Genomic DNA, 24,061 nt, shown 5'->3' with positions numbered 1-24,061 from the left:
TACGCTGGCGTACAACGTACGCATCCATCCCACCCCTGCCACCCGCTCCCTGTGAGGTCCGCCGATGAACGAATCACCCACCCCGCCCACCGATACCGATGTCCTGATCGTGGGCGCGGGTCCGACCGGCCTGACGGCCGCCTGCGAGCTGGCCAGGCGAGGGGTCGGGGTGCGCGTGCTCGACCGGGCCGGCGGACCGGGCACCGGCTCCAGGGGCAAGGGACTCCAGCCCCGGACCCTGGAGGTGCTGGACAACCTGGGCGTAGCCGGCCGGCTGGTCTCCTGTGGCCGCTTCCGGCTCCCGGTGCGCTTCCACGAGTCCGACGGCAGCCACCAGGACCTGGATATGAGCGCCGGTTCGGAGCCGACTCCCGACAGCCCGTACGCCCGCACCCTCCTCGTCCCGCAGTGGCGGGTGGAGGAGGTGCTCCGCGACCGCCTGGCGGGCTTCGGGGCCGAGCCCGAGTGGGGCAGGACAGTGACCGGGCTGGTCCAGCACCCCGGGCACGCGGAGGCCGAGCTGGCCGACGGCTCGACCGTCACGGCCCGCTGTGTGATCGGCGCGGACGGCGGCTCCAGCACCGTCCGCCGGGTCCTGGGCTTCTCCTTCCTCGGTACCACCGACGAGGACGAGCGGATGCTCCTGGGCGATGTCCGCCTGGACGGTCTGGACCGCGACCACTGGCACATCTTCAAGGGCCGCGACGGAGCGTCCGTCGCACTGTGCCCGCTGCCCGCACAGGACTCCTTCCAGATCCAGGCGCCGGTCCCGCCCGGGGACACCGGTGGCTCCGCCGACCCCACGGTGGAGTCCCTCCAGGACATCGTGGACGCCGTCGTCGGACCCGGCCAGGTCCGGCTGCACGAGGCCGGCTGGCTCTCGCGCTGGCGGCTGAACGTCCGGATGGTCGACCGCTACCGCGAGGGCCGGGTCCTCCTCGCGGGCGACGCGGCGCATGTGCACTCCCCCGCGGGCGGCCAGGGCATGAACACCGGCATCCAGGACGCCGTCAACCTGGGCTGGAAGCGCCGCGGTCCTGCACGGCGCCCCCGACGCCCTGCTCGACACCTACCAGGCCGAAAGGCTGCCGGTCGCCGCCGCCGTCCTCGGGCTCTCCAGCCGCCTGATGCAGCAGGGCGCCGGGCGGCAACAGGACGCGGACAGCGAGGAGTTGCTGCAACTGGGCCACACCTACCGCGGCGGTCCCCTGGCCCCCGCCACCGGCCGGGACACCCCGGGGCCCAAGCCCGGCGACCGCGCCCCCGACGCACCCTGCCACCTCCCGGACGGGCGGCCCGTCCGCCTCTTCGACCTCCAGCGAGGCGGCCACTGGACCCTGTACGGATTCGGTTCCGGCGCCCTTCCCCGTACCCACGCGGGCGTGCGCACCGTGGAGTTCGGCACCGATGTGACCGACACCCACGGCCACGCCGGGAGGGCCTACGCCGCCGAGAGCGGCGAGTTGGTCCTCGTCCGCCCCGACGGGCATGTGGCCGCACGCGGTTGCGACCCCGGCGCCGTCACCGCCTATCTCGACAAGCACACCGGCGGCCGTACCGGAGGCCCCGCGCCTGTCCCTGCCTGAGACGAACCGGCCTGTACCGCATGTGCGTCGGGGAGGGCTCTGCGGTAACCCGTTTGCACCGGGGCCAGTCGGCGGCGCAGGCTTACGCGGTGATGACGGACCTGGCACCCGCTTTTCTGACCTGGGACGATGTGGACCCCGCCCGCCATCCCTTCGACCCCGCGACAGCGGGACAGGTGGTGCAGTCCCTCGGGCCCGCCCATGGGATTACCGGCCTCCCCGGCCTTCCGGACGGGGCCCCGGCGACGAGTGACCGAAGCTGGAGCAAGGGCGAGCCCTGGGCAGATGCCATGGCGTACGCACTCGCCGAGGGCTACGGCCGCTGGACCCTGGGCTGGCGCTGGGCGCACGACGAAGGCGACTTCGACGGGGGGCCGGTCGGGAACTGGTGCTGCCCGAGGCACTCGATCACCACCCCGGAGGAGACGCTCGCCCGCGTCGCGGCGGCGCTGTGCGAGTGGCGCGGCTGGCTGGAGAGCCTCGCCGGCTGGTTCGACACGTACCCGTTGGTCCTGGCCGACGTGGCCGACCAGCGGATCCTGTGGGAGCGCGCCGCTCGGAACCTGATCCTCCAGGTGACCGACCGTACGGGCTGTGGCAGCAGCTGGTACGGCCACTGCCGGCAGGTGCTCACCTGGTTCCTCAGCCGGTGGGGCGTCGCGCCGGACCTCGCGGAGGGCCTGGTCGACGAGGCGATCGGCGGGCGGTTCAAGAGCTGGACCGGGCCCGGCACAGCGCTGGTCGACGATGTCGCGGAACGGCTGGCGCGCTCGCTCCGGCCGGCCGCCGGCACACGGCCCACCGGACCCGGACCCGATCACCTGGAGCGCTGGCTCGCGGTGCGCGAGACCGTGCCGTGGCAGGAAGCACCGGACGGCGGAGGTGAGGGGCCGGTGGTCCCTGCCCGCGACGGCGCTGCGGAGGACATCCGCGCCTTCGACGGCGCCCTGGACCCGGGCCGGGCCCAGGGCCTGCTCGCCGCCCTGGAACTCCTGCGCACCGAAGCGGCACAGGGAGCCTCCCTGCAGTTCGGACTACTCCAGCGCTGGCAGCAGCACGTCCTGGGCGCACCGCGGCTGCCGCCGTTCCGCGACGTGCCTGCCTTCGCCAAGGCAGGGCGGGAACGCTACGGCATCGGTCCGGACACCCGGGCCCGCCTCGATGCCTGCCTGGCCGAGAGCGCGAAGGACGGCGGGAAGGCTGTTCCGCTCACCGCTCGCGCCGCCCGTGCCTATCTCGACGTCTGCTTCTTCCACCCCTTCGCCGACGGGAACGCCAGGTGCGCCTTCCTCACCCTCGTCTTCGTACTCGCCCGTGAGGGTGTCGCGCTCGACGGAGTCGGCCTGCTCCGCCGTGTCACGTTCCAGGCCGGCGAACCCGCGGACGCGCTGATCCTCGCCCGACACATCGGCATGCACCTGGCGGAGACCCGGCGCCGAGCGGCGGTTCCGGGCCCCCGGCCAGTGGGCTGAGCAGACCTCTGCGGGGCCTGCGGCCCGGCGGGCGGATCAGCGCAGCCCGGCGAAGAGATCGTTCTCGGGTACGGCCGCGCCGGTGGTGTCCTTGACCCGTACGAAGGTCTCCATGCCCATCAGCTCACCGAACTTCTCCTTGCCCATCTTGAGGAAGAAGATGTTCTCGCCCTGGCTGGCGTGCGCGGCCAGGGCATCGAACTTCTGACCGCTGAACGGGGTGGTCTCCACCCACGTGGTGATCTCGTCGTCGGGGAGACCGATCTCGGCCAGCGCGGCGGCCTCGGCGGGGTCCGGCTCCGGCATGTCCTCCTGGAACTCGCGCATGGTCTCTCCGAACCGCTGCATCGCCGAGCGGGGCATCGTCGTCCAGTACACCTTCGGTGTCAGCGCGGTCATCTCCAGCGCGGCCATCGTGATGCGGTTGGCCTGGATGTGGTCGGGGTGGCCGTAGAAACCGTTCTCGTCATAGGTGACGACCACATCGGGCCGGTAGTGCTCCATGAGTTCCGCGAGCCGGGCGGCGCCTTCCGCCACAGGGGTCTGCCAGAAGGATCCGGGGGCATCGTTGCTGGGCCAGCCCGTCATCCCGGAGTCGGCGTAGTCCAGCATCTCCAGATCGCTGATCTTCAGGACGTCACAGCTCGCCTCAAGTTCCTGACGGCGCATCGAGGCGACAGCCGCCGGGTCGTGCCCGGAACCGCCCGGCTTGACACCCCCCGGTCCGTCACCGCAACCGCCGTCGGTACAGGTCACGAGAACCGTGCGGATGCCTTCCGCCGCGTATCGCGCGAGCACCCCTCCGGTACTGGTGGCCTCGTCGTCGGGGTGGGCGTGTACTGCCATCAGTGTCAAAGGCCGGTCAACCATGGAAAGTCCTCCTGCGGAAAAACGTCTTGATACGATATTTGGTGCGGCATACGGCATACGTCCTGGTAAGGGCGCACGGCAGATGTGCCGCGCCCCTGGACCCGGATCCCGGTGGGCGGACGACCTCATGGTCCCCGTGTTCCCCGCCCGTCGGCGCCGGTCCGTCGGTGTAACGGCGTCGGCCGTGCCGGCTGTTCCCGGCGGGGTTTCCGTACTCATCTACGATCAGCGGCGTGTGCGCACATGTCATCGTCGCTGAAGACGACGAGAAACAGGCCGAACTGGTACGCCGATACCTGGAACGCGAAGGACACGCGGTCACCGTGGTGGGTGACGGCCTCGCGGCCCTGGAGGAGGTGCGGCAGAGAACGCCGGACCTGCTGGTCCTCGATGTGATGATGCCGCGCGCCGACGGCCTGGACGTCGTACGGGTGCTGCGCGCGGAGGCACGGGAGCTGCCGGTGCTGATGCTGACCGCCCGGTCCACCGAGGACGACCTGCTGCTCGGGCTCGATCTGGGCGCCGACGACTACATGACCAAGCCGTACAGCCCACGGGAGTTGATGGCGCGGGTCCGCACGCTGCTCCGCCGCGCCCAGCGGCCGGTGAGTGCTGCGCCCGCCCCCGATCCCCTCCTGTCGGTGGGCACGCTTGTCATCGATCCGGCCCGGCACTCGGTGTCGGTGGCCGGCCGGCCGGTCGACTGCACACCTGGCGAGTTCCGGGTGCTGGCCGCGATGGCCGCCGAACCCGACCGGGTCTTCACCCGGCAGCAGCTCCTGGCGGAACTGCACGGTTTCGACCGGTACATCAGCAATCGCACGGTCGACGTACACGTCATGAATCTGCGCAAGAAGATCGAATCGGCGCCCCGCAGACCGGTCCGGCTGCTCACCGTGTTCGGCGTCGGCTACAAACTGACCGATCCCGCGAAGGACGCCCACCTTGCCGCGCAGTGAGACCCGCGCCCGGATACCCGGCAGGCCCCGGCGCGGAGCCCGGCTCCGGCGGCCGGAGCAGAAGCAGGAGCAGAAGCAGGAGCAGGAGCAGGAGCGGCGTACGCGGCTGCCGCTGCGCAAGAGTCTGCTCGGCCGGCTGCTGGCGGTTTCGGCGCTGGTGGCAGCCTGTTCGGTGGTCGCGACCGCCTGGCTCGCCGTACAGACCACATCCGGTGCGATCAAACAGGAGCAGGGCCAGAACCTCACCGCCGACACCCGTATCTACAACACCTTGCTCGGTTACGCGGCCGGGCACCCCCGGTGGGACGGTGTCGGCGCGACGGTACGGAAACTGGCCCGGCAGTCCGGCCGGCGGATCGCCCTGACCACCGAGAACCACCAGCCCGTCGCCGACTCGGCGGACCGGAAGCCGGCGCCCGCGCTGCCGCCCCAGGTGTCGGCGGTCGTCGACCCGCTCTCCCTGGACACCACGCTGGCGGCGCGAAGTTCCACCGGGAACGGGGACGGGACCGGGACCGGGACATCGGCCGACCGGATCGACCCACGGGCCGTGGGACCGTTCCGGCTGCCGGCGTCGGAGCGCGGAAGGCTGAAGGGCATCGCGGCCCATACGGTGGCCTGCCTCAGCGGCCTCGGGATCGCGTCGGACGCCGTGGAGGAGCCGAGCGGCCGTCCCCGTATACAGGCGGTGGGGAACGACCCGGACCGCACCCTGGGCACCAGATGCGATACGGAGGCCCTGGACGCGCCCACCCCGACCGAGAAGAAGGCGCTCACCGCCCTCAACCACCTGGCGGACGCCTGTCTGCGCCGGCAGAACCGCGAGCCGGTCCAGCTGAGCCTCAACCTCTCGTGGAACAGCGCCAGGGCGGCCGCGGAGCCCCAGAGGTCCGGGGGCGTCCCCCCGACCACACCGCCCACTCCCGTGGCGGAGCCGAGCGTCCGCAACAGCGACGACGATCGCGCCATCGCGTCTTGCGTCGGCACCGCGCGCCGCGAACAGCTCAGCTCGTACGTCGCGTCGCCCGCCCTGCTGTTCATCGGCGACCAGGGCGGCTCCACCGTCCCCGGCTTCAACCTCTCACCGGCCAACACCGCCCGTATCGCGGGGGTCGCGGCACTGGTGCTCGCCCTCACGGTCGGGGCCTCGGTGCTCGCCGGAGCCAGGCTGGTACGCCCGCTGCACGCGCTCACCAACGCGGCGCAGCGGATGCGGGACAGCGGGAGTTCGGAGCCGGTCGACGTCACGACGGACAACGAGATCGGGCGGTTGGCGGCGACGTTCAACGACATGTCGGCGCACCGCGCGCGCCTTGAGGAACAGCGCAAGGCGATGGTGAGCGATGTCGCGCACGAGCTGCGCACACCGCTCAGCAACATCCGCGGCTGGCTGGAGGCCGCCCAGGACGGCCTGGCCGATCCCGATCCAGCGTTCGTCTCCTCGCTCCTGGAGGAGGCGGTGCAGCTGCAGCACATCATCGACGACCTCCAGGACCTGTCGGCCGCCGACGCGGGGGCGCTGCGGCTGCATGTGGAGCCGGTACGGATCCAGGAACTCCTGGGCCAGGTCGCCTCGGCCCACCAGGCCCGCGCCGAGACCGCGGGGGTGACGCTGACGGTGACCGGCCCACCGCCGGAGGCTCCGGTACCGGTCCTGGCCGCCGACCCGGTCCGGCTCCGGCAGGCGGTGGGCAACCTGGTCTCCAACGCGGTACGCCACACCCCGGCGGGCGGCCAGGTCACGCTGCGGGTGCGGTGCGGCCCGCCGGATCCGGCGGCCTGCGCGGAGAAGCCCTCTGCGGAGAAGCCCTCTGCGGGGACGGCCTGCACGGAGGTGCTGGTGGAAGTCGCCGACACCGGCACCGGTATCCCGGCCGCGTCCCTGCCGTACGTCTTCGACCGCTTCTGGCGCGCCGAGAAATCACGTAACCGCCGGACGGGCGGCAGCGGCCTGGGGCTGGCCATCGTCCGCAAACTGGCCGAGGCGCACGGCGGCACCGTGAGTGCGGCGAGCACGGAGGGGAGGGGCTCGGTCTTCACGCTCCGGCTGCCCGTGCACGGGCCGACGGCGGCAGCCGACCGGGACGAACCGGCCGGGAGGACACCGGGCCCGGCGGCTGACACCTCCTCGTCGCCGGCGCCCTGATCCGATGAGCACAGTGTCCTGACAGCTTCCTCATAACTGCTTGCCAGTCTGTCGCTGTGCCCGGCGCCTGCTGCCAACCGCAGCCAGGCATCACCAAGGCCGGGCTGGAACTGGAGCTGTTCATGTCCCCACGTCTGTCCCTGCGCACCGCCGTACTCACCGCCGTGGCGGTCGGCACGGTGCTCGTCCCGTCGACCGCGGCCTTCGCGTCCGACAGCCCCAAGCCCGTTGCCTCCAAGGCCCAGCCGTCCGCGGGGCGCGCATCCGGAAGTGCGGCGAAGGCCGAGCCGTCCGCTCAGCCTCCCCTCTCCGCAAGGGCCAGGGCCGCGCGGGCCGCTCAGGGCAAGCAGCCCGCGGCAGCACCGCGGGGCGGCGTCGCCGCGGGCGACAAGCCCACCCCGGCGGCGCGGGCCGCCAGTCCCGTCCCGAGCGTCCGGGCCGCGGAGCGGGCCGCCGCACCGCGCGGTGCCGTCGCGGCGGGTGAGCGCCCGGCCGGAGGCAGCAGCGACACCACGGCCCTCGTCGGCTCGGCAGCCGGCGCCGTCCTTCTGGCGGGCGCGGGCACGGTCGTCCTGCGCCGCCGCTCCGCCGCACAGCGCAACGGCTGACCCACCCCGACAGCAGTGGCGCCGTCCGTCACCGGGCGGCGCCACTGTCTGCGTACCGCCCGGACCCGTACCCCCGCCCCGGCGCGCGCCCGTACCTCCGACCGAACCGGTACGACGCACCGCACCCCCGCGCATTCCCGGCGCGCTCCCCCGTCTCCCCGAACCCCTCCTCGACCGTCCTGGAGCCCTCATGTCCCGTACCCATCAGCCGATTTGGCGATCCGTGGCCCTGCCCGCAGCAGCCGTCTGCCTCACCCTGGCAGCGCTCGCGGGCTGTTCGTCCGGGTCATCGGAGTCAGCAGGGCACAAATCCGCCGCCGAGGCCAGCACGGCGTCGGGTTCCGGCACCGGCAAGGACACCGGGGCCGGGACCGGCACGAAGACCGGCAGCAAGGCGGGTACGGAGACCGGTACGAAGCAGCCCGCGCCCCCGACTGAGGTGTCGATCCCGTCGATCGGAGTGAGGAGTTCCCTGCTGCGTCTGGGACTCAACGCCGACCGCACGGTCGAGGTCCCGCCCGCGGACAAGGGCATGACGGCGGGCTGGTACACGGGGAGCGCCACCCCCGGTGAGCCGGGAGCCGCCGTGCTGATCGGCCACAACGACACCCGCTTCGGCAGGGCCGTCTTCCACGACCTGCGGAAGATCCACAAGGGCGCGGACATCGCCGTCCGCAACAAGCTGGGAAAGACGGCCCACTTCACGGTCACGGGTACGGAGAGCGTCAGCAAGAAGGCGTTCCCGACCGACAAGGTCTACGGCAGGACCACGGACCGCGCCCTGCGGCTGATCACCTGCGACGGGTCGTTCGACGCGCAGGGGCATCCGGTGAACAACCTGATCGTCTACGCCACGTTGCGCTGACGAAACCCGCCGGCCGGGCATCTCGTCGGGGCCCATCGGGGCCGGTTGTGCCAGGGCTCCGGGGCCGGATGGCAGGGCGTTTTATCTTCTCTATACAAAGCGTGCAAACAGGCGCAAACTGGTATTTGTGCGGTTCAGCCGTGCACATTCGGTCGGACTTGCAGCAGAGAAGGAGGCGAGTCGTATGGCCGACGTCTCACACACAAGAGGCGATCTAGCAACCCATCCCGATGTACCCGAAATGCGGGCTCGGTATGACCGGATGCTCGGCGGGCGCGACGTGGCGCTCGTGGACGGGCCGGTGTTTCTGGTCGGCGTGTACTGTGCGGTGTCCGCGTGGGTGATCCACTTTTCGAGCACCCAGCACGCACTGACGACACACAACCTGATCATGGGCATCGCGATCGCCCTGCTGGGCCTCGGGTTCACCATCGTGCCGGAGCGGATGTACGGCCTCAGCTGGGCCATGGTCGTGATGGGCGCCTGGCTGGTCGTCGCCCCATGGGTCGTGGGCAGTCACCCGGACAAGGGGATCATCTGGAGCAACGCGGTCATCGGCGGCGTCACTGCCCTACTGGGGTTGGTGTGCACCGTGGTAGCGGCGAAACGCAGCCGTAAGGCCCATTCCATGAGCTCGCGCCCCAGCGGAGCGAGCCGCCTCAGCCGAGCGGGACGACCCGACCGCACCGACTGATGTGACGGGCAGAAGACAAGAGAAGAGAGAGGGGTGGTGCGGGCCGGACATCCGGCCCACACCGCCCCTCTCCTGCGCTCGTGGGTGACGCCCGTAAGGGAACCGGGGAGGAGCGGAGAAACAGAAAGACCCCAGATCAACTGGGGTCTCTGCTGGTGTCCGAGGGGGGACTTGAACCCCCACGCCCGATAAAGGGCACTAGCACCTCAAGCTAGCGCGTCTGCCATTCCGCCACCCGGACAAGGTGCCTGTCGCCACGTCTCTGTTCCCCGCGGCGACAAGGACAACAATACCAGGGGTTTGCGGTCCCCCTCACCCGTATTTGCCGTGGTCAGCGGCTGGCCCCGGTCGGCCGCCGGGGCGCTTCGCCGATCCGGCCGACGGTTGGCACCCTGCGTCACCGGGCACGTACAACCCGTCGTATCTCCGTGTATGGGAATGCGCCGGTACTCGGCCCGTTCACGGGATGAGCCGGCACTCCGCTCCCTTCACGGCATGAGCTGGTACTCCGGGAAGTTGCCCGGCGCCCGCTCCCCCGCCGGGCCCTGCGTCACCGCGTGGACCAGCAGCTCGCCGCCGACGAAGGCGCCGCGCCACGACGCCCCGTGGCCGCCGAAGAGTTCCTCGCGATCGCCGCGTGAGCGGGGCTTGGAGTTGCCGACCTTGAAGGCCCGGATCTGCGGGGCCAGCCGGTCGAAGGTTTCCGGGTCGTCGGTCGACAGGGTCGCGACCAGCGCGCCGTTGGAGGCGTTCATCGCGGCCAGCAGCTCCGCCTCCGTATCGACCAGGACGATCGTGTCGACCGGGCCGAAGGGCTCCGCGTGGAAGAGCGGGGACGACGGCGGCGGGCTGAGCAGTGTGACCGGCGGGAGATAGGCGCCGGTGTCCTGGCCGGCCAGGAAGCGGCCGTCCGCGAGGCTGCCCCGGTGCAGCGGGATCGCGCCGCGGTCGATGGCCTCGGCCACCTGGCCGGCCAGCTCCGTGGCCTTCGCCGCGTTGATCAGCGGCCCGAAGTCCAGCTCCGGGAAAGGATCGGACGGGTCCTCCACGGCCAGCGGGTGGCCCGTACGGATGGAGCGCACGGCAGGCAGATACGCCGCCAGGAACGCGTCGAACGCGCTGCGCTGCACCACGAACCTGGGGTAGGCCGTGCACCGCTGCTTCCCGTAGTCGAAGAGCTTGGGGATCACCTTGGAGAGTGCGGACCAGTCCGTGAAGTCCCAGAAGCCCCAGGTGTTGAGCCCCTCCTGTTCGAGGATGTGCCGTTTGCCGAGGTCGGCCACGTCGGTGGCGATCCTCGCCCCGGTGTCCCGGCCGCCCACGAACGAGACACAGCCGATCTCCGGCGAGCGGACCAGAGCCTCCGAGAGCTCACCGCCGCTGCCGCTGACCAGGCTCACCGGGACGCCCTCGCGGGCCATGAGTGCGCAGGCGAGCGTGAGACAGGCAACCCCGCCGTCGGTCGGCGCCTTGGCGATGACCGCGTTCCCGGCCAGCGCCTGCACCAGCATCGCGTGGACCAGTACCGACATCGGATAGTTCCAGCTCGCGATGTTGGACACCGGGCCTTCGAGCGGGGCACGCCCTTCGGCCATCGCCTCGATGCCGTCGGCGTACCAGCGCACACCGTCGATGGCGCGGTCGACGTCGGCCGTGGCCAGCCGCCAAGGCTTGCCGATCTCCCAGACCAGCAGGAGCGCCATCAGCTCACGGTGCTCGGTCAGCGCGTCGAGCGCGGCCAGGACCCGGGCCCGGCGCTCGGGCAGCGGGACCTGGCGCCAGCCGCGGTGCTGGTCGAGGGAGGCGCGTACGGCCTGTGCGGCGGTGGGGGCGTCGAGGCGGGGCGGGCCCGCGATGCGGCTGCCGTCGACGGGGCTGGTCGCGGGCTGCGGCCGTCCGTCGGCCTGCCAGGCGCCTTTCCAGAGGTTCAGTACGCGGTCGTCCCTGAACGCCTCGGGCGCCGCGTCGAGGCAGCGCTGCCAGGCATCGGCCCAGGAGGTTCCGGACTTGAGGGTGAGGGTGGGTGCCATGGGCGGGTCTCCGCTCAGCTGGGCGGGGCAGGTGGTCGTTCTCCTGGTACGCGGCCCACCGCCAGTCGTACGGGCGGCGCCCACCCCGGTCCCGATGACACGGGTGCCGCTCTCAGCGTACGCCGCGATCACCACCACGTCGTGCGCAGACGGCTACACCCTGTGCCCGGCCGGTGGTGATTCCCGCTTTCGGCGCCCCCCTCCGGTCCCGGGTTCCTGCTAGCCCCCGGGCCCCGTCAGTCACCGGCCCCATCGGGCCGTCACGGACAACGCACGACCTGCCCCGCGTACGAGAGGTTCCCGCCGAAACCGAAGAGCAGCACGGGTGCGCCGGACGGGATCTCCCGCCGCTCCACCAGCTTGGACAGGGCCATCGGGATACTGGCCGCGGATGTGTTGCCGGAATCGACCACATCGCGTGCGATCACCGCGTTCACCGCGCCGATCTTCGCGGCCACCGGCTCGATGATCCGCAGATTGGCCTGGTGCAGGACGACGGCGGCCAGCTCATCGGGGGCGACCCCCGCCTTCTCGCAGACCCTGCGGGCGATCGGCGGCAGCTGGGTGGTGGCCCAGCGGTAGACGGACTGCCCCTCCTGCGCGAAGCGCGGCGGTGTCCCCTCGATGCGTACGGCGTTCCCCATCCCGGGGACCGATCCCCACAGCACCGGGCCGATGCCGTCCTCGTCGCAGGCCTCGACCACGGCCGCGCCGGCCCCGTCCCCCACCAGGACACAGGTGGAGCGGTCGGTCCAGTCGGCGATCTCGGCCATCTTGTCGGCGCCGATGACCAGGGCCCGCTCGGCGGATCCGGTCCGTACCGCCTGGTCGGCGACGGCCAGGGCGTGCGTGAAGCCCGAGCAGACGACGTTGACATCCATGGTCGCGGGCGAGCCCATGCCCAGCTTGGCGGCGACGCGGGCCGCCATGTTGGGCGAGCGGTCGATCGCCGTGGAGGTCGCGACGAGCACCAGGTCGATCTCGCCCGGTGCGTGTCCGGCGGCGGCGAGGGCCTTGGCCCCGGCCTGGGCGGCGAGTTCGTCGACCGGTTCCTCGGGACCGGCGATGTGGCGGGTCTTGATCCCCACCCGGGTCCTGATCCATTCGTCGCTGGTGTCGACGAGGGCGGCGACATCGTCATTGGTGAGCACCTTGGCCGGCTGGTAATGGCCGAGTGCGGCGATGCGTGTTCCGGTCATGCCCGGGACCCCTCTGCTGCTGATGTCAGGAGCCCTCCAGTCTCGTCAGCGACTCACCGGTACGACGGCATGTAAAGCAACAGGATTCGGGCGTCCCTCTTGGAGGCTTCGGATCACTTCCGCACGCCGTACGGGCGAACGGCACAGGTACGGGCACGGCTACCGGGAGTACTGCGCCGCTACCGGACGTACCGCGCCGCGCCCTTTTCGGCCGGATGCCCGGTGCCCGCTCCGCGGTCGCCGCCCCCGTCCAGGAGAATGAGAGGGCCGCAGCACCGAGCGAAGAGTAGGACTGATTCCCATGGGCCGGGTCACCGAACGCCGCCGCACCATCCGCATCAGGGACGGCGCGGTCACCACCCGCCCCGACACCCTGGTCGCCGAGGAGCCGCTGGAGATCCGGCTGAACGGCAAGGCCCTGGCCATCACCATGCGCACCCCCGGCGACGACTTCGCCCTCGCGGCGGGCTTCCTGGTCAGCGAGGGAGTGCTCGGTTCGGCGGACGAACTCCAGTCGATCGTGTACTGCGCGGGGGCCACCGCCGACGGCTCGAACACGTACAACGTGGTGGACGTCAGGCTGGCCCCGGGCGTCGAGCTGCCGGACATCACGCTGGAGCGCAACGTCTACACCACCTCCTCGTGCGGGCTCTGCGGCAAGGCGAGCCTGGAAGCGGTACGGACCACCGCGCGCTTCCCGATCGCCGACGCGCCGCCGGTGCGGGTCGAACCGGATGTGCTCTCCGTCCTCCCCGACCGGCTGCGGGCGGCGCAGCAGGTGTTCGACCGGACCGGGGGGCTGCACGCTGCCGCGCTCTTCACACCCGAGGGCGAACTGCTCGACATACGTGAGGACGTGGGCCGCCACAACGCGGTGGACAAGCTGGTCGGCCGGGCTCTGCAGAACGGACTGCTGCCGCTCTCCCAGGTCGTTCTCCTCGTCTCGGGCCGGGCCTCCTTCGAACTGGCCCAGAAGGCGGTGATGGCGGGTATCCCGGTGCTCGCGGCGGTGTCGGCCCCTTCATCGCTGGCGGTGGATCTGGCTGCCGAGTCCGGTCTCACGCTGGTCGGTTTCCTCCGCGGCTCCTCCATGAACGTGTACACGGGTGACGAGCGCATCGCCCTGCGCTCCGGGGTCTGAGCCGGCCCGGGTCTGAGCCGGCCCGCCCCGCCGAGAGCCGCGGACCCTGTTGCCCGCACCGTGCGGCCGCGGTGTGGACGCTGTTCCCCGCGCGGTGCGGCGGCAGTACGGTCAGGGGCATGACCGACCGGCTGTCCGCGACCCAGCGCCGGGCGATCCGGACCGCCGACGCCGGATCCGGACTGCTCCGGGGCCCTGCGGCGGCTCTCGCGCCCCTGGTCGCACAGGGCCTTGCCGTGCGCCATCCGCGGCCCCCGCACCGGCACTATCTGACGCCTGCCGGGCAGCGGATGCGGGAGCGGCTGGCCGCCGAACCGGTCCGGCTGGTCCCGCCGCCGGAGCCGGACCAGGTCCCGGGGCCGGACCAGGTCCCGGCAGCGGACTCCACGGGAGTGGACCCGCCCGGGGTGTTCCATGCCCGCTCCTCCGCCGGGGGCGGGGACACCACGCCGGACCCCGACCCCGTACGGGAGCGTGAGGTGCGCAGCGCGTGGGCCGGTCTGGTCGAGATGCGCCGGGTCACCAACCCCGACCGCTCGGTGGAGCGGCCGTGCGCCTGGGAGCGTACGCATCTGACCCAGGCCGTCGCACTGGCACTTGAGGCGGGCTGCTGCCATGGCTATCTGGTGAGCGAGTCGGCGCAGCCCGAGGCGGTCCGGGTGGACGGGCCCGCTCCCTGGGCCTACACGGAGACACTGAACCGGGCGGGCTGGCAGACCTCGGCGCATACGGACCGGCGGGCGGGCGCCGCCTATCTGCTGGCCTCACCGCGCCGCGTCTGACCGCCCGCGGCGTCATGCGCCCCGCGTGTCCTGGGCGTCCGGCGCGTGCACGATCCGGGAGAGCAGCGCGGTGAGCTGTGCGCGTTCGGCCGGGTCGAGCGGGGCGAGCAGTTCGTCGTTGGCGGCGTCGCCCAGCTCCTCCAGGCGGTGCAGCGCGGTGCGCCCCGCGGACGAGACGGCGATCGCGTTCTTCCGCCGGTCCGCGGGGTCGGGTGTGCGGGTGACGAGGCCCTTGGCCTGGAGTTCGCCGACGACCGTGACCATGTCCTTGGGATCGATGCGTACCGTACGGCCCAACTCCGCCTGGGACACGGGCCCGAGCGCCGCGACGGCGGTCAGCACCACATGGTGCGGCAGCCGCAGCCCCTCCCCCGCGAACGCGTCGGCGAGCAGCCGGTGGCCGCGGGCCGCCGCCCGGCCGAGCAGCCAGCTGGGCAGTGCGGTGATCCGGGCGAGCGCGGGAGAGGTCTCGGATGTCATGGGACGACTCTAACGGAAAACCATTGGGGCCCCCAACGAAAATCGGATACCGTTGGGGGCCCCAATGAAACCTGGAGGTGCCCATGCGCCGTGTCCGGTACGACACGAACGGCGGGCCCGAGGTCCTGTACGTGGAGCAGGCCCCCGTCCCCGAACCCGGCCCCGGCGAACTGCTGGTCCGCTCCGAGGCGATCGGGGTGACCCTGCCCTCCGTACGGAAGGTGCGCGAGGGCAGCGTCCCCGCGCCGCTGGGCGGCGAGATCGCGGGCACGGTCGCCGCCGTCGGGGCCGGGGTCACCCGCTTCGCGGCCGGTGACCGGGTGACCGGCCTCTGCTTCGCGGGCTCCTACGCGGACCTTGCCGTCCTGGGCGAGCCGTTCGCGACCAGGATCCCTGAGCACGCGAGTGCGGTGGACGCGGTGGCCCTGGTCCGCAGCGGCCTGGTGGCCCGGGGCGCCCTGCATGCCGCCAGGACCGGTCCGGGCGAATCGGTGCTGGTGACGGCTGCCGCGAGCGGTGTCGGCCATCTGGCGCTCCAGCTGGCCCGCCTGGACGGCGCAGGACGGTTGGTCGCCGCCACCGGCTCCGCGGAGAAGGCGGAGTTCCTGCGCGGGCTCGGCGCCGACGCGGTGGTGACGTACGACGAAGCGGACTGGGGTGAGCCGGTGGACGTCGTGGTGGACGGGGTCGGCGGGACGCTGCTCGCCCCGGCGGTCGCCACCCTCGCGCCGAACGGGCGGCTGGTCGCGTTCAGTTCGGGCGGCGGCACCCTTGAGGCGTACTCCCTGCTGACCGGCGCCAAGTCGGTCATCGGCTTCCAGATGGCGCTCATCGCCAGGGACCGGCCCGAGCTGTACGCGCAGTGGTGCGCCGAGCTGTGGGAGCTGCACCGCAGCGGACGGCTGCGGGCCGCCGTGCACGCCGAGATCCCGCTCGAAGAGGCGGCGCTGGCCCACCGGTTCATCGAGTCCCGGGCCAACCTCGGCAAGGTAGTGCTGATCACCGGGTAGCGGTCGCGGCCGGGACCGGTTGCTCCACCCCGGCGGGCAGCGGGTCGCGAGAGCGGCGCTTGGCGATCACCGCGCAGACCATCAGCTGCATCTGGTGGAAGAGCATCAGCGGAAGCACGGCCAGCGACGCCTGCGCGCCGAACAGCACACTCGCCATGGGCAGTCCGGCCGCCAGGCTCTTCTTCGAACCGGCGAACTGGATGGCGATCCGGTCGCCCCGGTCGAAGCCGAGCCGCTTGGCTCCGTACCAGCTCAGCACCAGCATGACGGCGAGCAGCACCGCCTCGGCCCCGAGCAGCCCCAGCAGCCGGACGAAGCTCACCTGGTGCCAGACACCGCGCACCATGCCCTCGCTGAACGCCGCGTAGACCACCAGCAGGATCGAGCCCCGGTCGACATAGCCGAGGACCTTCTTGTGCCGTACGAGGAAGCCGCCCACCCAGCGGCGCAGCAACTGCCCCGCCACGAACGGCACCAGCAGCTGAAGCACGATCTTCAGCAGCGAGTCGGCGGAGAAGCCGCCCCCGCCGCTGCCCAGGACCAGCGCCGCCAGGACCGGGGTGATGACGATGCCGGCGAGCGAGGAGAAGGAGCCCGCGCAGATCGCGGCGGGCACATTGCCGCGGGCGATCGAGGTGAAGGCGATCGACGACTGGATGGTCGAAGGGACCAGGCAGAGGAAGAGCAGCCCGTTGTAGAGCGGGGGCGTCAGCAGGAACGGCACCAGCCCGCGCGCCGCGAGACCCAGCAGCGGGAACGCGACGAAGGTGCAGGCCAGGACGGTGAGGTGGAGCCGCCAGTGCTTCAGCCCCTCGACCGCCTCGGCGGTGGAGAGCCGCGCGCCGTAGAGGAAGAAGAGCAGGGCGACCGCCCCGGTGGACGCTCCCCCCGCCACGTCGGCCGCCGCACCACGGGCCGGCAGCAGCGCCGCCACGGCGACGGTACCGATCAGGGCCAGGATGTACGGATCGATCGGCAGCCAGGACGGAAGCTGCGGCTTTCGGCGGCTCATGGTCTCCACTTGCTCTCGGGTACGGACCATCGGGTACGGACTCTCGGGTACGGAAGGTGTCGTGACCATGGTCCACGCGATCCCTCTGATCGGGAATCCTGCATACCACTCTGACTGACATCACGAAGCGCGATAACCTCAGGATCATGTACGACCCCGCGCAACTGCGCACCTTCCTCACCGTGTCGCAGACCCTGAGCTTCACCCAGGCCGCCCACCGCCTCGGCCTGCGCCAGTCGACGGTGAGCCAGCACGTCCGCCGGCTGGAGGAGGCGACCGGCCGGACCCTGTTCACCCGCGACACCCACAGCGTGGAGCTGACGGAGGACGGCGAGGCGATGCTGGGCTTCGCCCGTACGATCCTCCAGGGCCACGAGCGGGCGGCGGCCTTCTTCGCGGGCGCCCGGCCGCGCGGCAGGCTGCGCTTCGGCGCGTCGGAGGACTTCGTGCTGACCAGGCTGCCGGAGATCCTGGAGTCGTTCCGCACCGAGCACCCCGAGGTGGATCTGGAACTCACCGTCGGCCTCTCCGGCACCCTGCACGAGCAGCTGGCGGCGGGCGGGCTCGACCTGGTGCTGGCCAAACGGCGGAGCGGCCAGAGCCACGGCCGCCTCGTCTGGCGCTCCACCCTCGTCTGGATCGGCGCACCCCGGCTGCGCATCGACCCCGAACGCCCGCTGCCGCTCATCCTCTTCCCGCCGCCCGGCATCACCCGCGCCCGCGCTCTCGAAGTGCTGGAGGAGGACGGCCGGGCCTGGCGCATCGCCTGTACGAGCACCAGCCTCAGCGGGCTGATCGCGGCGGCCCGCGCGGGCCTCGGCATCATGGCGCACACCCGCGGCCTGATCCCGCCGGGGCTGACCCAGGTACCGGCCAGGGCCGGGCTGCCCGACCTCGGGGATGTGGACTTCGTCCTGCTGCACGGCCGGGAGGGCGGAAACGCCCAGGAGGCCGCCGACGCGCTGGCGTCGGCGATCCTGACGGGCGCCGACCGGCTGCACCACCAGGTTTAGGCGTACTGCCCGGTGTGACACCACCAGGTCCAGGCGTACGGACCGGTGAAGGAATGCCCTCACGTCCCGGCGCGGCGGAGTCCAGGGTTTGCGCGGCGGAACCTACGGCTTGTGGGTTACCCAGAGCGACTCCGCCGGCCAGTGGTGTGCCCAGTCGGGTGGGTCGGTTTCGTTGTAGCCGTTGGGTGTTCCGCGTCCGGGCCGCGGCTCGATGAGGTCGTCGATGAGGAGACCCGCGCCGCGCAGGACCCTGACCCAGTCGCCGTAGGTGAGCTGATAGCTGGTCGCGCCGTCGCCCTCGGCGATGGTGTTCAGCCCGAAGTAGTCCTGCCGCAGCGTCGTGGTCACGCGGCCCGCGGCTTCGTCGTAGCAGGCTTCGAACCAGGGGCTGGCGACGTTGAACACCAGGCGCCCGCCCCGGCTCAGGACACGTGCGGCCTCCGGGACGGCCAGGTGCGGGGGCGCCCAGCTGAGCCCACCGAAGTCGCAGAACACCAGGTCGAAGCTGTCGGCGACGAAGGGAAGTTGTTCGGCGGCGCCTTGCACCAGCGGGTAGCGGGCCGCTCCCCTCGCACGGGCCGCCGCGGCGAGCTGGGCTTCGGACAGGTCGATCCCGACCACGGTGGCCCCCTCGGCGGCGAGCGCCCTGGACCACTGGCCGGCGCCACAGCCCAGTTCGAGTACGCGCTTGCCGGTGACGTCGCCCAGGGCGTGCAGGTGCGCGTCGGGGACGGAGTACATGCCCCACAGCCGGGGCGTGGCGCCGATCTGCGGGTCGTGCTCGTGCTGGTAGGCGCTGCTGATCCGGTTCCAGAGCCGCCGGTTGGCGGGGATGCTGTCCACGTGCCGAGTCCAGCACTGGCTGCTGGGGGCGGTCAACACGATGGGGGCACTGGCCGGCCCTCGCCTCGGTCCGGGCCTGGCTCCGTCCGCACCTCCCCCGGACAGAACAACCAGCAAACAGAACACCTAGGAAACCGTCCGCCCGGCGGGCCGCTCCTCGTACGTGAGCTGCTTGACCCGGCGCAGCATCGGGGTGCACTCCACATGCTGGACCCCCTCCAGCCGGCCGAGGCGTGCGCTCACATACGCGTACAGCTCAGGGGTGTCGCGGCAGACCACCACAGCGAAGAGATTGCACGGTCCCGATACCGCGCTCGCGGTGGCCACCTCCCGGTGTGTCGCCAGCGCGCGCCCGACCGCGTCCAGCGCGGAAGGGGCCGCGGTGATCCACAGCAGGGCGGCGATGCCGTACCCGAACTGCTCGGAGTCGAACTGCACATCGATGAAGAGCGTGCCGGAGCCCAGCAGCTGGTCGAGCCTGCGGCGCACCGCCGACTCCGAACGGCCCGTGGCCTTGCTGAGTTCGGCGAAGGAGGCACGGCCGTCGCGTGCCAGTGCGGCGACCATCGGCTCGTCGTCCGCGGTGATGCCGGAGCCTGGCGCCCGCCCGGCATCGGCCGGGCGGAGCGCCGCGACCTGCGCGTCGGTGAGCGCGCGGCTCTTGCCGAGCCAGCCGGCCGGGCCTCCGTAGAAGCGGTGGAGCAGCTGATGGGCTCTGATCTCCGTGATGCTCGGGGTGCGCGGGAGCTTTCCGAGGAGCAGGGCCTCGTGTTCACCGCGGGTGCGGGCGCTGGTCTGGCCGACCACCTCGGTGCCGCCCGATGTGAGTCCGATCCAGGCGGTGTCGGGGCGGCGGGCCAGCGCTCTGGCGATCGAGTCGGCGGCGTCGGGCGCGCAGCGCAGCCGGAGCATCCAGGTGTCCTGGCCGAGGCTCGCCGCGTCGCGCACCCCGACCACGCGCAGGCCGCCCTCGGTGTGCAGGCGCCGGTACCGGCGGGCGACCGTCTGGTCGGAGACGCCGAGGACCGCCGCGAGCCTGCTGAACGAGGCGCGCGCATTGACTTCGAGCCCGTGCAGCAGCTGGAGGTCGAGCTCGTCGAAGTCATGCGATTCCACGGTTTGCCACCCTTCAGATGTCGGCTTCCGGCGAATATCCGACCATGGTTAGGGGATCCCGCCGTGCCCATCCGATCGTACGGGGGACCACAAGCAGGACCGAGAGGCCGTGGAACACGGCACAGGGAGAGAACGACATGCGTAAGTGGGGGCCGCTCATAGCGGTCTGTCTGGGCACCTTCATGCTGCTGCTCGATGTGACGATCGTGATCGTGGCGCTGCCCGACATGGCGGGTTCGCTGAAGGCCTCGCTCTCCGATCTCCAGTGGGTGATCGACATCTACGCGCTGGCGCTCGCCGCGCTGCTGCTCGGCGCGGGGGCCGCGGCCGATGTCACCGGGCGGCGCAGGCTGTACGCGGCGGGCACCGCCCTGTTCGCCCTGGCCTCGCTGGCCTGCGGTCTCTCGACGAGTCCGGCGATGCTGATCGCGATGCGCGGGCTCCAGGGGGTGGGCGGCGCCGCCATGTTCGCGACGACCCTCTCGCTGCTCGGCGCCGCCTACCAGGGGCGGGACCGCGGTGTGGCGCTCGGGGTGTGGGGCGCGGTGAGCGGTGCGGCGGCGGCGATCGGGCCGGTGCTCGGCGGGGTGCTGACGCAGTCGCTGGACTGGCGGTGGATCTTCTTCGTCAATCTGCCGGTGAGCGCGGCGGCCATCTGGATCACGCTGCGCACGGTCACCGAGTCGCAGCGGCAGTCGGACCGCAGGGTCGACTGGGCCGGTACCGCGACGTTCGCGGTGTTCGCCGGGGCGCTGACGTTCGCCGTGGTCCGCGCGGACACCGTGGGCTGGACCTCCGGACGTACCGGGGCGGCCGTGGCCGTCGCCGTGGTGGCGCTGGCCGCCTTCGTGCTGGTCGAGCGGCGTGCCGTGCATCCGCTGCTCGATCTGGGGCTGCTGCGCCGCCCGTCGTTCGCCGTGGTGATGGTGGGCGCGCTCGCCTTCAACGCGGCTGCGTTCGGGGTGCTTCCGTACACCTCGATCTGGCTCCAGACGCTGCTAGGGATGAGTCCGGTCAAGGCGGGGCTCGCCGTACTGCCGCTGGCCGTGGCCTCGTTCGTGGTGGCGGCGGTCGGTGGACGGCTGCTGCACGGCAGGTCGCCCCGGCTCGTGATCGGCGGCGGTCTCGTCCTGATCGGCGCCGGGGCACTGGCCCAGGCCACGCTGGACGCGGGGTCGGACTGGACCGGTCTGTCGGCCGGTCTTGTGCTGGCCGGGATCGGCGTGGGGCTGGTGTCGCCCGCGCTCGCGGGGGCTGCTCTCGCCTCCGTACCGCCGCGCAACGCGGGGATGGCGGGCGGCGCGGTCAACACCTTCCGCCAGCTCGGATTCGCGCTGGGCGTCGCGGTGTTCGGCACCGTACTGACCTCGCAGATGGAGGGGGCACTGCCCGGTCCCTCCGCGGCGGCACACTCCACGGCCCATGTCCTGGCCGGCGGCGGGGCCTCCGCGCTGCGCTCCCGGATCCCGGATGCCACGCTGCACGGCGCCTTCGCCTCGGGGCTCAATGGCGCCGCGCTCGTCGCGGGCATCCTGGGCCTGGTCGCCGGGGCCGCGGTTCTGGCCTTCCTGCGTCCCGCCACCGGCCCCGGCGAGCGGCAGAACGGGCGGCAGGACGAGCGGCCGCCGGTGCGCGCCGACGAGCCTGCGGTCGCCGCGTCCCGGTGACCGTGCTGCGGTGACCACGTCCCGGTAGCCACGTCCCCGTGACCACGTCCCGGTGAGTCGGCGTGGCCGGAAACGGTGCCCTGAGGTCGCCGGGAGACATCGCCATGAGATACAGAGGGTGTCCGCACGATCCGTGCGGGCACCCTCCGTGCGTCCCGGCGCCACCATCGGCCCGGAATCCGCCGCCATCGGCCCGGAATCCGCCGCCACCGGGCCGGATCCGCCCCCGCCCCGCCCGTGATCACAGTGGGATCACAGCCACATCACAGGACGCTGCGGTCGGCGGAATGCCCCGCCCCGCGCAACCCCCGCAGGTCACAGGGGTTGAGCGGCCTCCGTGCCTGCTCGGTACAGATTCCGTGGAGATTCCACCTCGCGGAACTTACCGTTCGGTCAGGAGGGTGCCCAACCCTTCCCCAGGTGGGTACATTTCACCTGCCGAACCCCCTGCGGAACCTCGCGGTATCACCGCAAACCGGTCACTGGACCCATCGAACGCCGGGTCCCGCGTTGGGGTAGCGTCACGGCGCTGTGCGGAGCGTCACATAGGAGCAGGTCATTTTGCGCGAGTTCACTGTCCCACCCATAGTGACGGCGCCCCAGGTCGGCGGACTGGCGGACGTCGTGTTCGAGCACGCCGATGACGACCCCCACCGGCCGGCGCTCGGCCGGAAGGAGGACGGGCGCTGGTACGACATGTCGGCCGGCGAATTCCGGGACCAGGTGCTCGCACTCGCCAAGGGGCTGCTCGCCGACGGAGTGCGGTTCGGCGACCGGGTGGCGATCATGTGCCGGACCCGCTACGAGTGGACGCTCTTCGACTTCGCCCTCTGGTCCGTGGGCGCCCAGTCGGTCCCCGTCTACCCGACGTCATCCGCCGAGCAGGTCCTCTGGATGCTGTACGACTCGGAGGTCAGCGCGTGCATGGTGGAGCACGAGGACCACGCCATGACCATCGGCTCGGTGATCGACCGGCTGCCCGCGCTGCGCAGGCTCTGGCAGCTGGACGCGGGCGTCCTCGACGAACTCCTCGCGGCGGGCGCCGACATCGACGACGACGTGGTGCACCGCCACCGGCAGTCCGTGACCTCGGACTCCGTCGCCACCGTCATCTACACCTCCGGCACCACGGGTCGCCCCAAGGGCTGTGTGATCACCCACGCCAATCTGATGTACGAGGCCGACACGATGGTCGCCCGCTGGGAGCCGGTGTTCCGCTCCAAGCGCGGTGAGACCTCGTCGACGCTGCTCTTCCTGCCGCTCGCCCATGTATTCGGCCGGATGGTCGAGGTGGCGGCCGTCCGCGGCCGGGTGAAACTGGCCCACCAGCCGGAGCTGGCGGCCCGCGCGCTCCTGCCCGACCTGGCCGCCTTCCGCCCGACCTTCATCCTCGCCGTGCCCTACATCTTCGAGAAGGTCTTCAACGCGGCCCGCCGCAAGGCCGAGACCGAGGGGAAGGCCGCCCCCTTCGACAAGGCCGTCGAGGTGGCGGTGCGCTATGCGGAGGCCCTGGAGCACAAGGCGTTCGGGCTCGGCCCCGGCCCGTCGGCGGGTCTGCGGATGCAGCACCAGTTCTTCGAGAAGGTCGTCTACGCGAAGGTGCGCGAGGCGATGGGCGGCCGGGTGCGGCACGCGATGTCCGGTGGTTCGGGGATGGACCGGCGGCTCGGTCTCTTCTACGAGGGCGCCGGCGTCTCCATCTACGAAGGGTACGGACTCACCGAGTCGACGGCGGCGGCCGCCGCCAATCCGCCCGAGCGCACCCGCTACGGCACGGTCGGCCAGCCGATCCCCGGTGGCACCGTGCACATAGCCGACGACGGCGAGGTGTGGGTGCGCGGCCGGAACGTGTTCGGCGGCTACCTCAACTCCCCCAAGGCCACCGACGGCGTACTCCACGAGGGCTGGCTCTCCACCGGTGACCTGGGCTCGCTGGACGACGACGGATATCTCACCATCACCGGCCGCAAGAAGGAGATCCTGGTGACCTCCGGCGGAAAGAGCGTCTCGCCGACCGGTCTTGAGGAGCGGGTACGGGGCCATCCCCTGGTCGCCCAGTGCCTGGTCGTGGGCAACGACCGCCCCTATATCGCTGCGCTCGTCACGCTCGACCAGGAGGCGGTCGCGCACTGGCTCTCGCTGCACGGCAAACCGCCGATGAAACCGGCCGCCCTGGTGCGCGACCCGGATCTGGAGATGGAGGTCAGGCGGTCCGTGGTGGCGGCGAACACCCTGGTCTCGCAGGCCGAGTCGATCCGGACGTTCCGGATCCTCGCCCATCAGTTCTCCGAGGAGCACGGCCTGCTCACCCCGTCGCTGAAACTCAAGCGCAAGGCGATCGAGACGGCGTACAGCGAAGAGGTCGACGCGCTCTACCGGTGAGGCGCTCCGGAGCGGGCCGCCCTGCCGCCGAGGCGCTCCGGAGCCGGGCCGCCCTGCCGCTGAGGCGCCCGCCACCGTGACCGGGTGTCCCTGATGCCCGCGATGCCCGAGATGCCCGTGAGGGGATTTCCCCGGCGGCGGGGCGGGAATGGGGCGCTCCGTGTGATCGTTGACCAAAGGCGTATC

Annotated in this window: 19 protein-coding genes, 1 tRNA gene and 2 pseudogenes; 14 read left to right on the top strand and 8 right to left on the bottom strand. The window is 71.7% G+C overall.

Annotated features, from left to right (window positions below; all coding sequences use genetic code 11):
- Positions 1 to 64: 64 nt before the first annotated feature.
- The 3 genes and pseudogenes from ACFXBC_RS05650 to ACFXBC_RS05640 all read left to right on the top strand — a co-directional run.
- Positions 65 to 967 (top strand): annotated as a pseudogene (locus tag ACFXBC_RS05650) (FAD-dependent oxidoreductase); the annotation flags it as partial.
- A 160-nt stretch (positions 968 to 1,127) separates the two neighbouring features.
- On the top strand, positions 1,128 to 1,586 hold the full coding sequence (locus tag ACFXBC_RS05645) for a hypothetical protein (protein ID WP_385019096.1): 459 nt from the start codon (positions 1,128 to 1,130) through the stop codon (positions 1,584 to 1,586).
- Between the two features lie 92 nt (positions 1,587 to 1,678).
- On the top strand, positions 1,679 to 3,058 hold the full coding sequence (locus ACFXBC_RS05640; RefSeq protein ID WP_385019094.1) for a Fic family protein: 1,380 nt from the start codon (positions 1,679 to 1,681) through the stop codon (positions 3,056 to 3,058).
- 36 nt (positions 3,059 to 3,094) lie between these two features.
- On the opposite strand, the gene ACFXBC_RS05635 is transcribed toward ACFXBC_RS05640, so the two are convergent.
- Positions 3,095 to 3,928, bottom strand: a complete 834-nt coding sequence (locus tag ACFXBC_RS05635; protein WP_385019025.1) for a PIG-L family deacetylase — start codon at positions 3,926 to 3,928, stop codon at positions 3,095 to 3,097.
- Between the two features lie 233 nt (positions 3,929 to 4,161).
- Here ACFXBC_RS05635 and ACFXBC_RS05630 point away from each other — a divergent pair, with 233 nt between their 5' ends.
- From ACFXBC_RS05630 to ACFXBC_RS05610, 5 genes and pseudogenes are all read left to right on the top strand, one after another.
- On the top strand, positions 4,162 to 4,887 hold the full coding sequence (locus ACFXBC_RS05630; RefSeq protein WP_385019023.1) for a response regulator transcription factor: 726 nt from the start codon (positions 4,162 to 4,164) through the stop codon (positions 4,885 to 4,887).
- 112 nt (positions 4,888 to 4,999) lie between these two features.
- On the top strand, positions 5,000 to 7,033 hold the full coding sequence (locus ACFXBC_RS05625) for a sensor histidine kinase (protein ID WP_385019092.1): 2,034 nt from the start codon (positions 5,000 to 5,002) through the stop codon (positions 7,031 to 7,033).
- A 122-nt stretch (positions 7,034 to 7,155) separates the two neighbouring features.
- Complete coding sequence (locus ACFXBC_RS05620; RefSeq protein ID WP_385019020.1) at positions 7,156 to 7,641, top strand: hypothetical protein; 486 nt, start codon at positions 7,156 to 7,158, stop codon at positions 7,639 to 7,641.
- Between the two features lie 190 nt (positions 7,642 to 7,831).
- A complete protein-coding gene (locus ACFXBC_RS05615; RefSeq protein ID WP_385019018.1) occupies positions 7,832 to 8,506 on the top strand; it encodes a class F sortase in 675 nt (224 codons plus the stop codon).
- Positions 8,507 to 8,690: 184 nt separating this feature from the next.
- Positions 8,691 to 9,128 (top strand): annotated as a pseudogene (locus ACFXBC_RS05610) (SPW repeat protein); the annotation flags it as partial.
- Between the two features lie 225 nt (positions 9,129 to 9,353).
- Here the strand turns inward: ACFXBC_RS05610 and ACFXBC_RS05605 are convergent.
- From ACFXBC_RS05605 to ACFXBC_RS05595, 3 genes are all read right to left on the bottom strand, one after another.
- A tRNA-Leu gene (locus tag ACFXBC_RS05605) sits at positions 9,354 to 9,441 on the bottom strand.
- Between the two features lie 247 nt (positions 9,442 to 9,688).
- Complete coding sequence (locus ACFXBC_RS05600; protein ID WP_385019016.1) at positions 9,689 to 11,230, bottom strand: aldehyde dehydrogenase family protein; 1,542 nt, start codon at positions 11,228 to 11,230, stop codon at positions 9,689 to 9,691.
- 260 nt (positions 11,231 to 11,490) lie between these two features.
- Positions 11,491 to 12,429, bottom strand: coding sequence for a beta-ketoacyl-ACP synthase III (locus ACFXBC_RS05595; RefSeq protein ID WP_385019014.1), 939 nt, complete (start codon positions 12,427 to 12,429; stop codon positions 11,491 to 11,493).
- Positions 12,430 to 12,730: 301 nt separating this feature from the next.
- Between ACFXBC_RS05595 and fdhD the strand changes: the two genes are divergently transcribed.
- Together fdhD and ACFXBC_RS05585 are read left to right on the top strand one after the other, a co-directional pair.
- Complete coding sequence (gene fdhD / locus ACFXBC_RS05590) at positions 12,731 to 13,570, top strand: formate dehydrogenase accessory sulfurtransferase FdhD (protein WP_385019011.1); 840 nt, start codon at positions 12,731 to 12,733, stop codon at positions 13,568 to 13,570.
- Between the two features lie 119 nt (positions 13,571 to 13,689).
- Positions 13,690 to 14,352, top strand: a complete 663-nt coding sequence (locus ACFXBC_RS05585) for a hypothetical protein (protein ID WP_385019009.1) — start codon at positions 13,690 to 13,692, stop codon at positions 14,350 to 14,352.
- A gap of 12 nt (positions 14,353 to 14,364) precedes the next feature.
- Here ACFXBC_RS05585 and ACFXBC_RS05580 read toward each other — a convergent pair whose 3' ends face one another.
- Positions 14,365 to 14,832 carry a MarR family winged helix-turn-helix transcriptional regulator gene (locus ACFXBC_RS05580; RefSeq protein WP_385019007.1) on the bottom strand — a complete coding sequence of 156 codons (468 nt, stop codon included), beginning with the start codon at positions 14,830 to 14,832 and terminating at the stop codon, positions 14,365 to 14,367.
- Positions 14,833 to 14,915: 83 nt separating this feature from the next.
- On the opposite strand from ACFXBC_RS05580, the gene ACFXBC_RS05575 reads away from it, so the two are divergent.
- Positions 14,916 to 15,842: a zinc-binding alcohol dehydrogenase family protein gene (locus tag ACFXBC_RS05575; RefSeq protein WP_385019005.1), complete on the top strand. Its 927-nt coding sequence runs from the start codon at positions 14,916 to 14,918 to the stop codon at positions 15,840 to 15,842.
- Here ACFXBC_RS05575 and ACFXBC_RS05570 read toward each other — a convergent pair.
- Positions 15,832 to 16,854, bottom strand: coding sequence for a bile acid:sodium symporter family protein (locus ACFXBC_RS05570; protein ID WP_385019003.1), 1,023 nt, complete (start codon positions 16,852 to 16,854; stop codon positions 15,832 to 15,834). The two genes, ACFXBC_RS05575 and ACFXBC_RS05570, sit on opposite strands and share 11 nt — an antisense overlap.
- Positions 16,855 to 17,000: 146 nt before the next feature.
- On the opposite strand from ACFXBC_RS05570, the gene ACFXBC_RS05565 reads away from it, so the two are divergent.
- On the top strand, positions 17,001 to 17,867 hold the full coding sequence (locus ACFXBC_RS05565) for a LysR family transcriptional regulator (RefSeq protein WP_385019001.1): 867 nt from the start codon (positions 17,001 to 17,003) through the stop codon (positions 17,865 to 17,867).
- Between the two features lie 102 nt (positions 17,868 to 17,969).
- Here the strand turns inward: ACFXBC_RS05565 and ACFXBC_RS05560 are convergent, their stop codons facing one another.
- Both ACFXBC_RS05560 and ACFXBC_RS05555 read right to left on the bottom strand, forming a co-directional pair.
- The gene (locus ACFXBC_RS05560; protein ID WP_385018999.1) at positions 17,970 to 18,710 is read right to left on the bottom strand and encodes a class I SAM-dependent methyltransferase; all 741 of its coding nucleotides are present in this window, start codon (positions 18,708 to 18,710) and stop codon (positions 17,970 to 17,972) included.
- Positions 18,711 to 18,836: 126 nt separating this feature from the next.
- Complete coding sequence (locus tag ACFXBC_RS05555) at positions 18,837 to 19,826, bottom strand: Lrp/AsnC family transcriptional regulator (RefSeq protein WP_385018997.1); 990 nt, start codon at positions 19,824 to 19,826, stop codon at positions 18,837 to 18,839.
- A 137-nt stretch (positions 19,827 to 19,963) separates the two neighbouring features.
- On the opposite strand from ACFXBC_RS05555, the gene ACFXBC_RS05550 reads away from it, so the two are divergent.
- Positions 19,964 to 21,493 (top strand): MFS transporter, encoded by a 1,530-nt coding sequence (locus ACFXBC_RS05550; protein WP_385018994.1) that lies wholly within the window; start codon positions 19,964 to 19,966, stop codon positions 21,491 to 21,493.
- 585 nt (positions 21,494 to 22,078) lie between these two features.
- Positions 22,079 to 23,875, top strand: coding sequence for an AMP-dependent synthetase/ligase (locus ACFXBC_RS05545; protein ID WP_385019090.1), 1,797 nt, complete (start codon positions 22,079 to 22,081; stop codon positions 23,873 to 23,875).
- Positions 23,876 to 24,061 lie beyond the last annotated feature (186 nt).

Origin of the sequence: Streptomyces sp. NPDC059398 (assembly GCF_042751845.1) — a bacterium.
GTDB lineage: Bacteria > Actinomycetota > Actinomycetes > Streptomycetales > Streptomycetaceae > Streptomyces.
The sequence above is the reverse complement of the archived record's forward strand: the minus strand, read 5'-3'. Positions and strand labels throughout refer to the sequence as shown.

What these genes read in the sequence shown, in the direction of transcription:
- ACFXBC_RS05645 (WP_385019096.1), top strand. Translation starts at nt 1,128, where the DNA reads ATGCAGCAGGGCGCCGGGCGGCAACAGGACGCGGACAGCGAGGAGTTG.
- ACFXBC_RS05640 (WP_385019094.1), top strand. Translation starts at nt 1,679, where the DNA reads ATGACGGACCTGGCACCCGCTTTTCTGACCTGGGACGATGTGGACCCC.
- ACFXBC_RS05635 (WP_385019025.1), bottom strand. Translation starts at nt 3,928, where the DNA reads ATGGTTGACCGGCCTTTGACACTGATGGCAGTACACGCCCACCCCGAC.
- ACFXBC_RS05620 (WP_385019020.1), top strand. Translation starts at nt 7,156, where the DNA reads ATGTCCCCACGTCTGTCCCTGCGCACCGCCGTACTCACCGCCGTGGCG.
- ACFXBC_RS05615 (WP_385019018.1), top strand. Translation starts at nt 7,832, where the DNA reads ATGTCCCGTACCCATCAGCCGATTTGGCGATCCGTGGCCCTGCCCGCA.
- ACFXBC_RS05600 (WP_385019016.1), bottom strand. Translation starts at nt 11,230, where the DNA reads ATGGCACCCACCCTCACCCTCAAGTCCGGAACCTCCTGGGCCGATGCC.
- ACFXBC_RS05595 (WP_385019014.1), bottom strand. Translation starts at nt 12,429, where the DNA reads ATGACCGGAACACGCATCGCCGCACTCGGCCATTACCAGCCGGCCAAG.
- fdhD (WP_385019011.1), top strand. Translation starts at nt 12,731, where the DNA reads ATGGGCCGGGTCACCGAACGCCGCCGCACCATCCGCATCAGGGACGGC.
- ACFXBC_RS05585 (WP_385019009.1), top strand. Translation starts at nt 13,690, where the DNA reads ATGACCGACCGGCTGTCCGCGACCCAGCGCCGGGCGATCCGGACCGCC.
- ACFXBC_RS05580 (WP_385019007.1), bottom strand. Translation starts at nt 14,832, where the DNA reads ATGACATCCGAGACCTCTCCCGCGCTCGCCCGGATCACCGCACTGCCC.
- ACFXBC_RS05575 (WP_385019005.1), top strand. Translation starts at nt 14,916, where the DNA reads ATGCGCCGTGTCCGGTACGACACGAACGGCGGGCCCGAGGTCCTGTAC.
- ACFXBC_RS05570 (WP_385019003.1), bottom strand. Translation starts at nt 16,854, where the DNA reads ATGAGCCGCCGAAAGCCGCAGCTTCCGTCCTGGCTGCCGATCGATCCG.
- ACFXBC_RS05565 (WP_385019001.1), top strand. Translation starts at nt 17,001, where the DNA reads ATGTACGACCCCGCGCAACTGCGCACCTTCCTCACCGTGTCGCAGACC.
- ACFXBC_RS05550 (WP_385018994.1), top strand. Translation starts at nt 19,964, where the DNA reads ATGCGTAAGTGGGGGCCGCTCATAGCGGTCTGTCTGGGCACCTTCATG.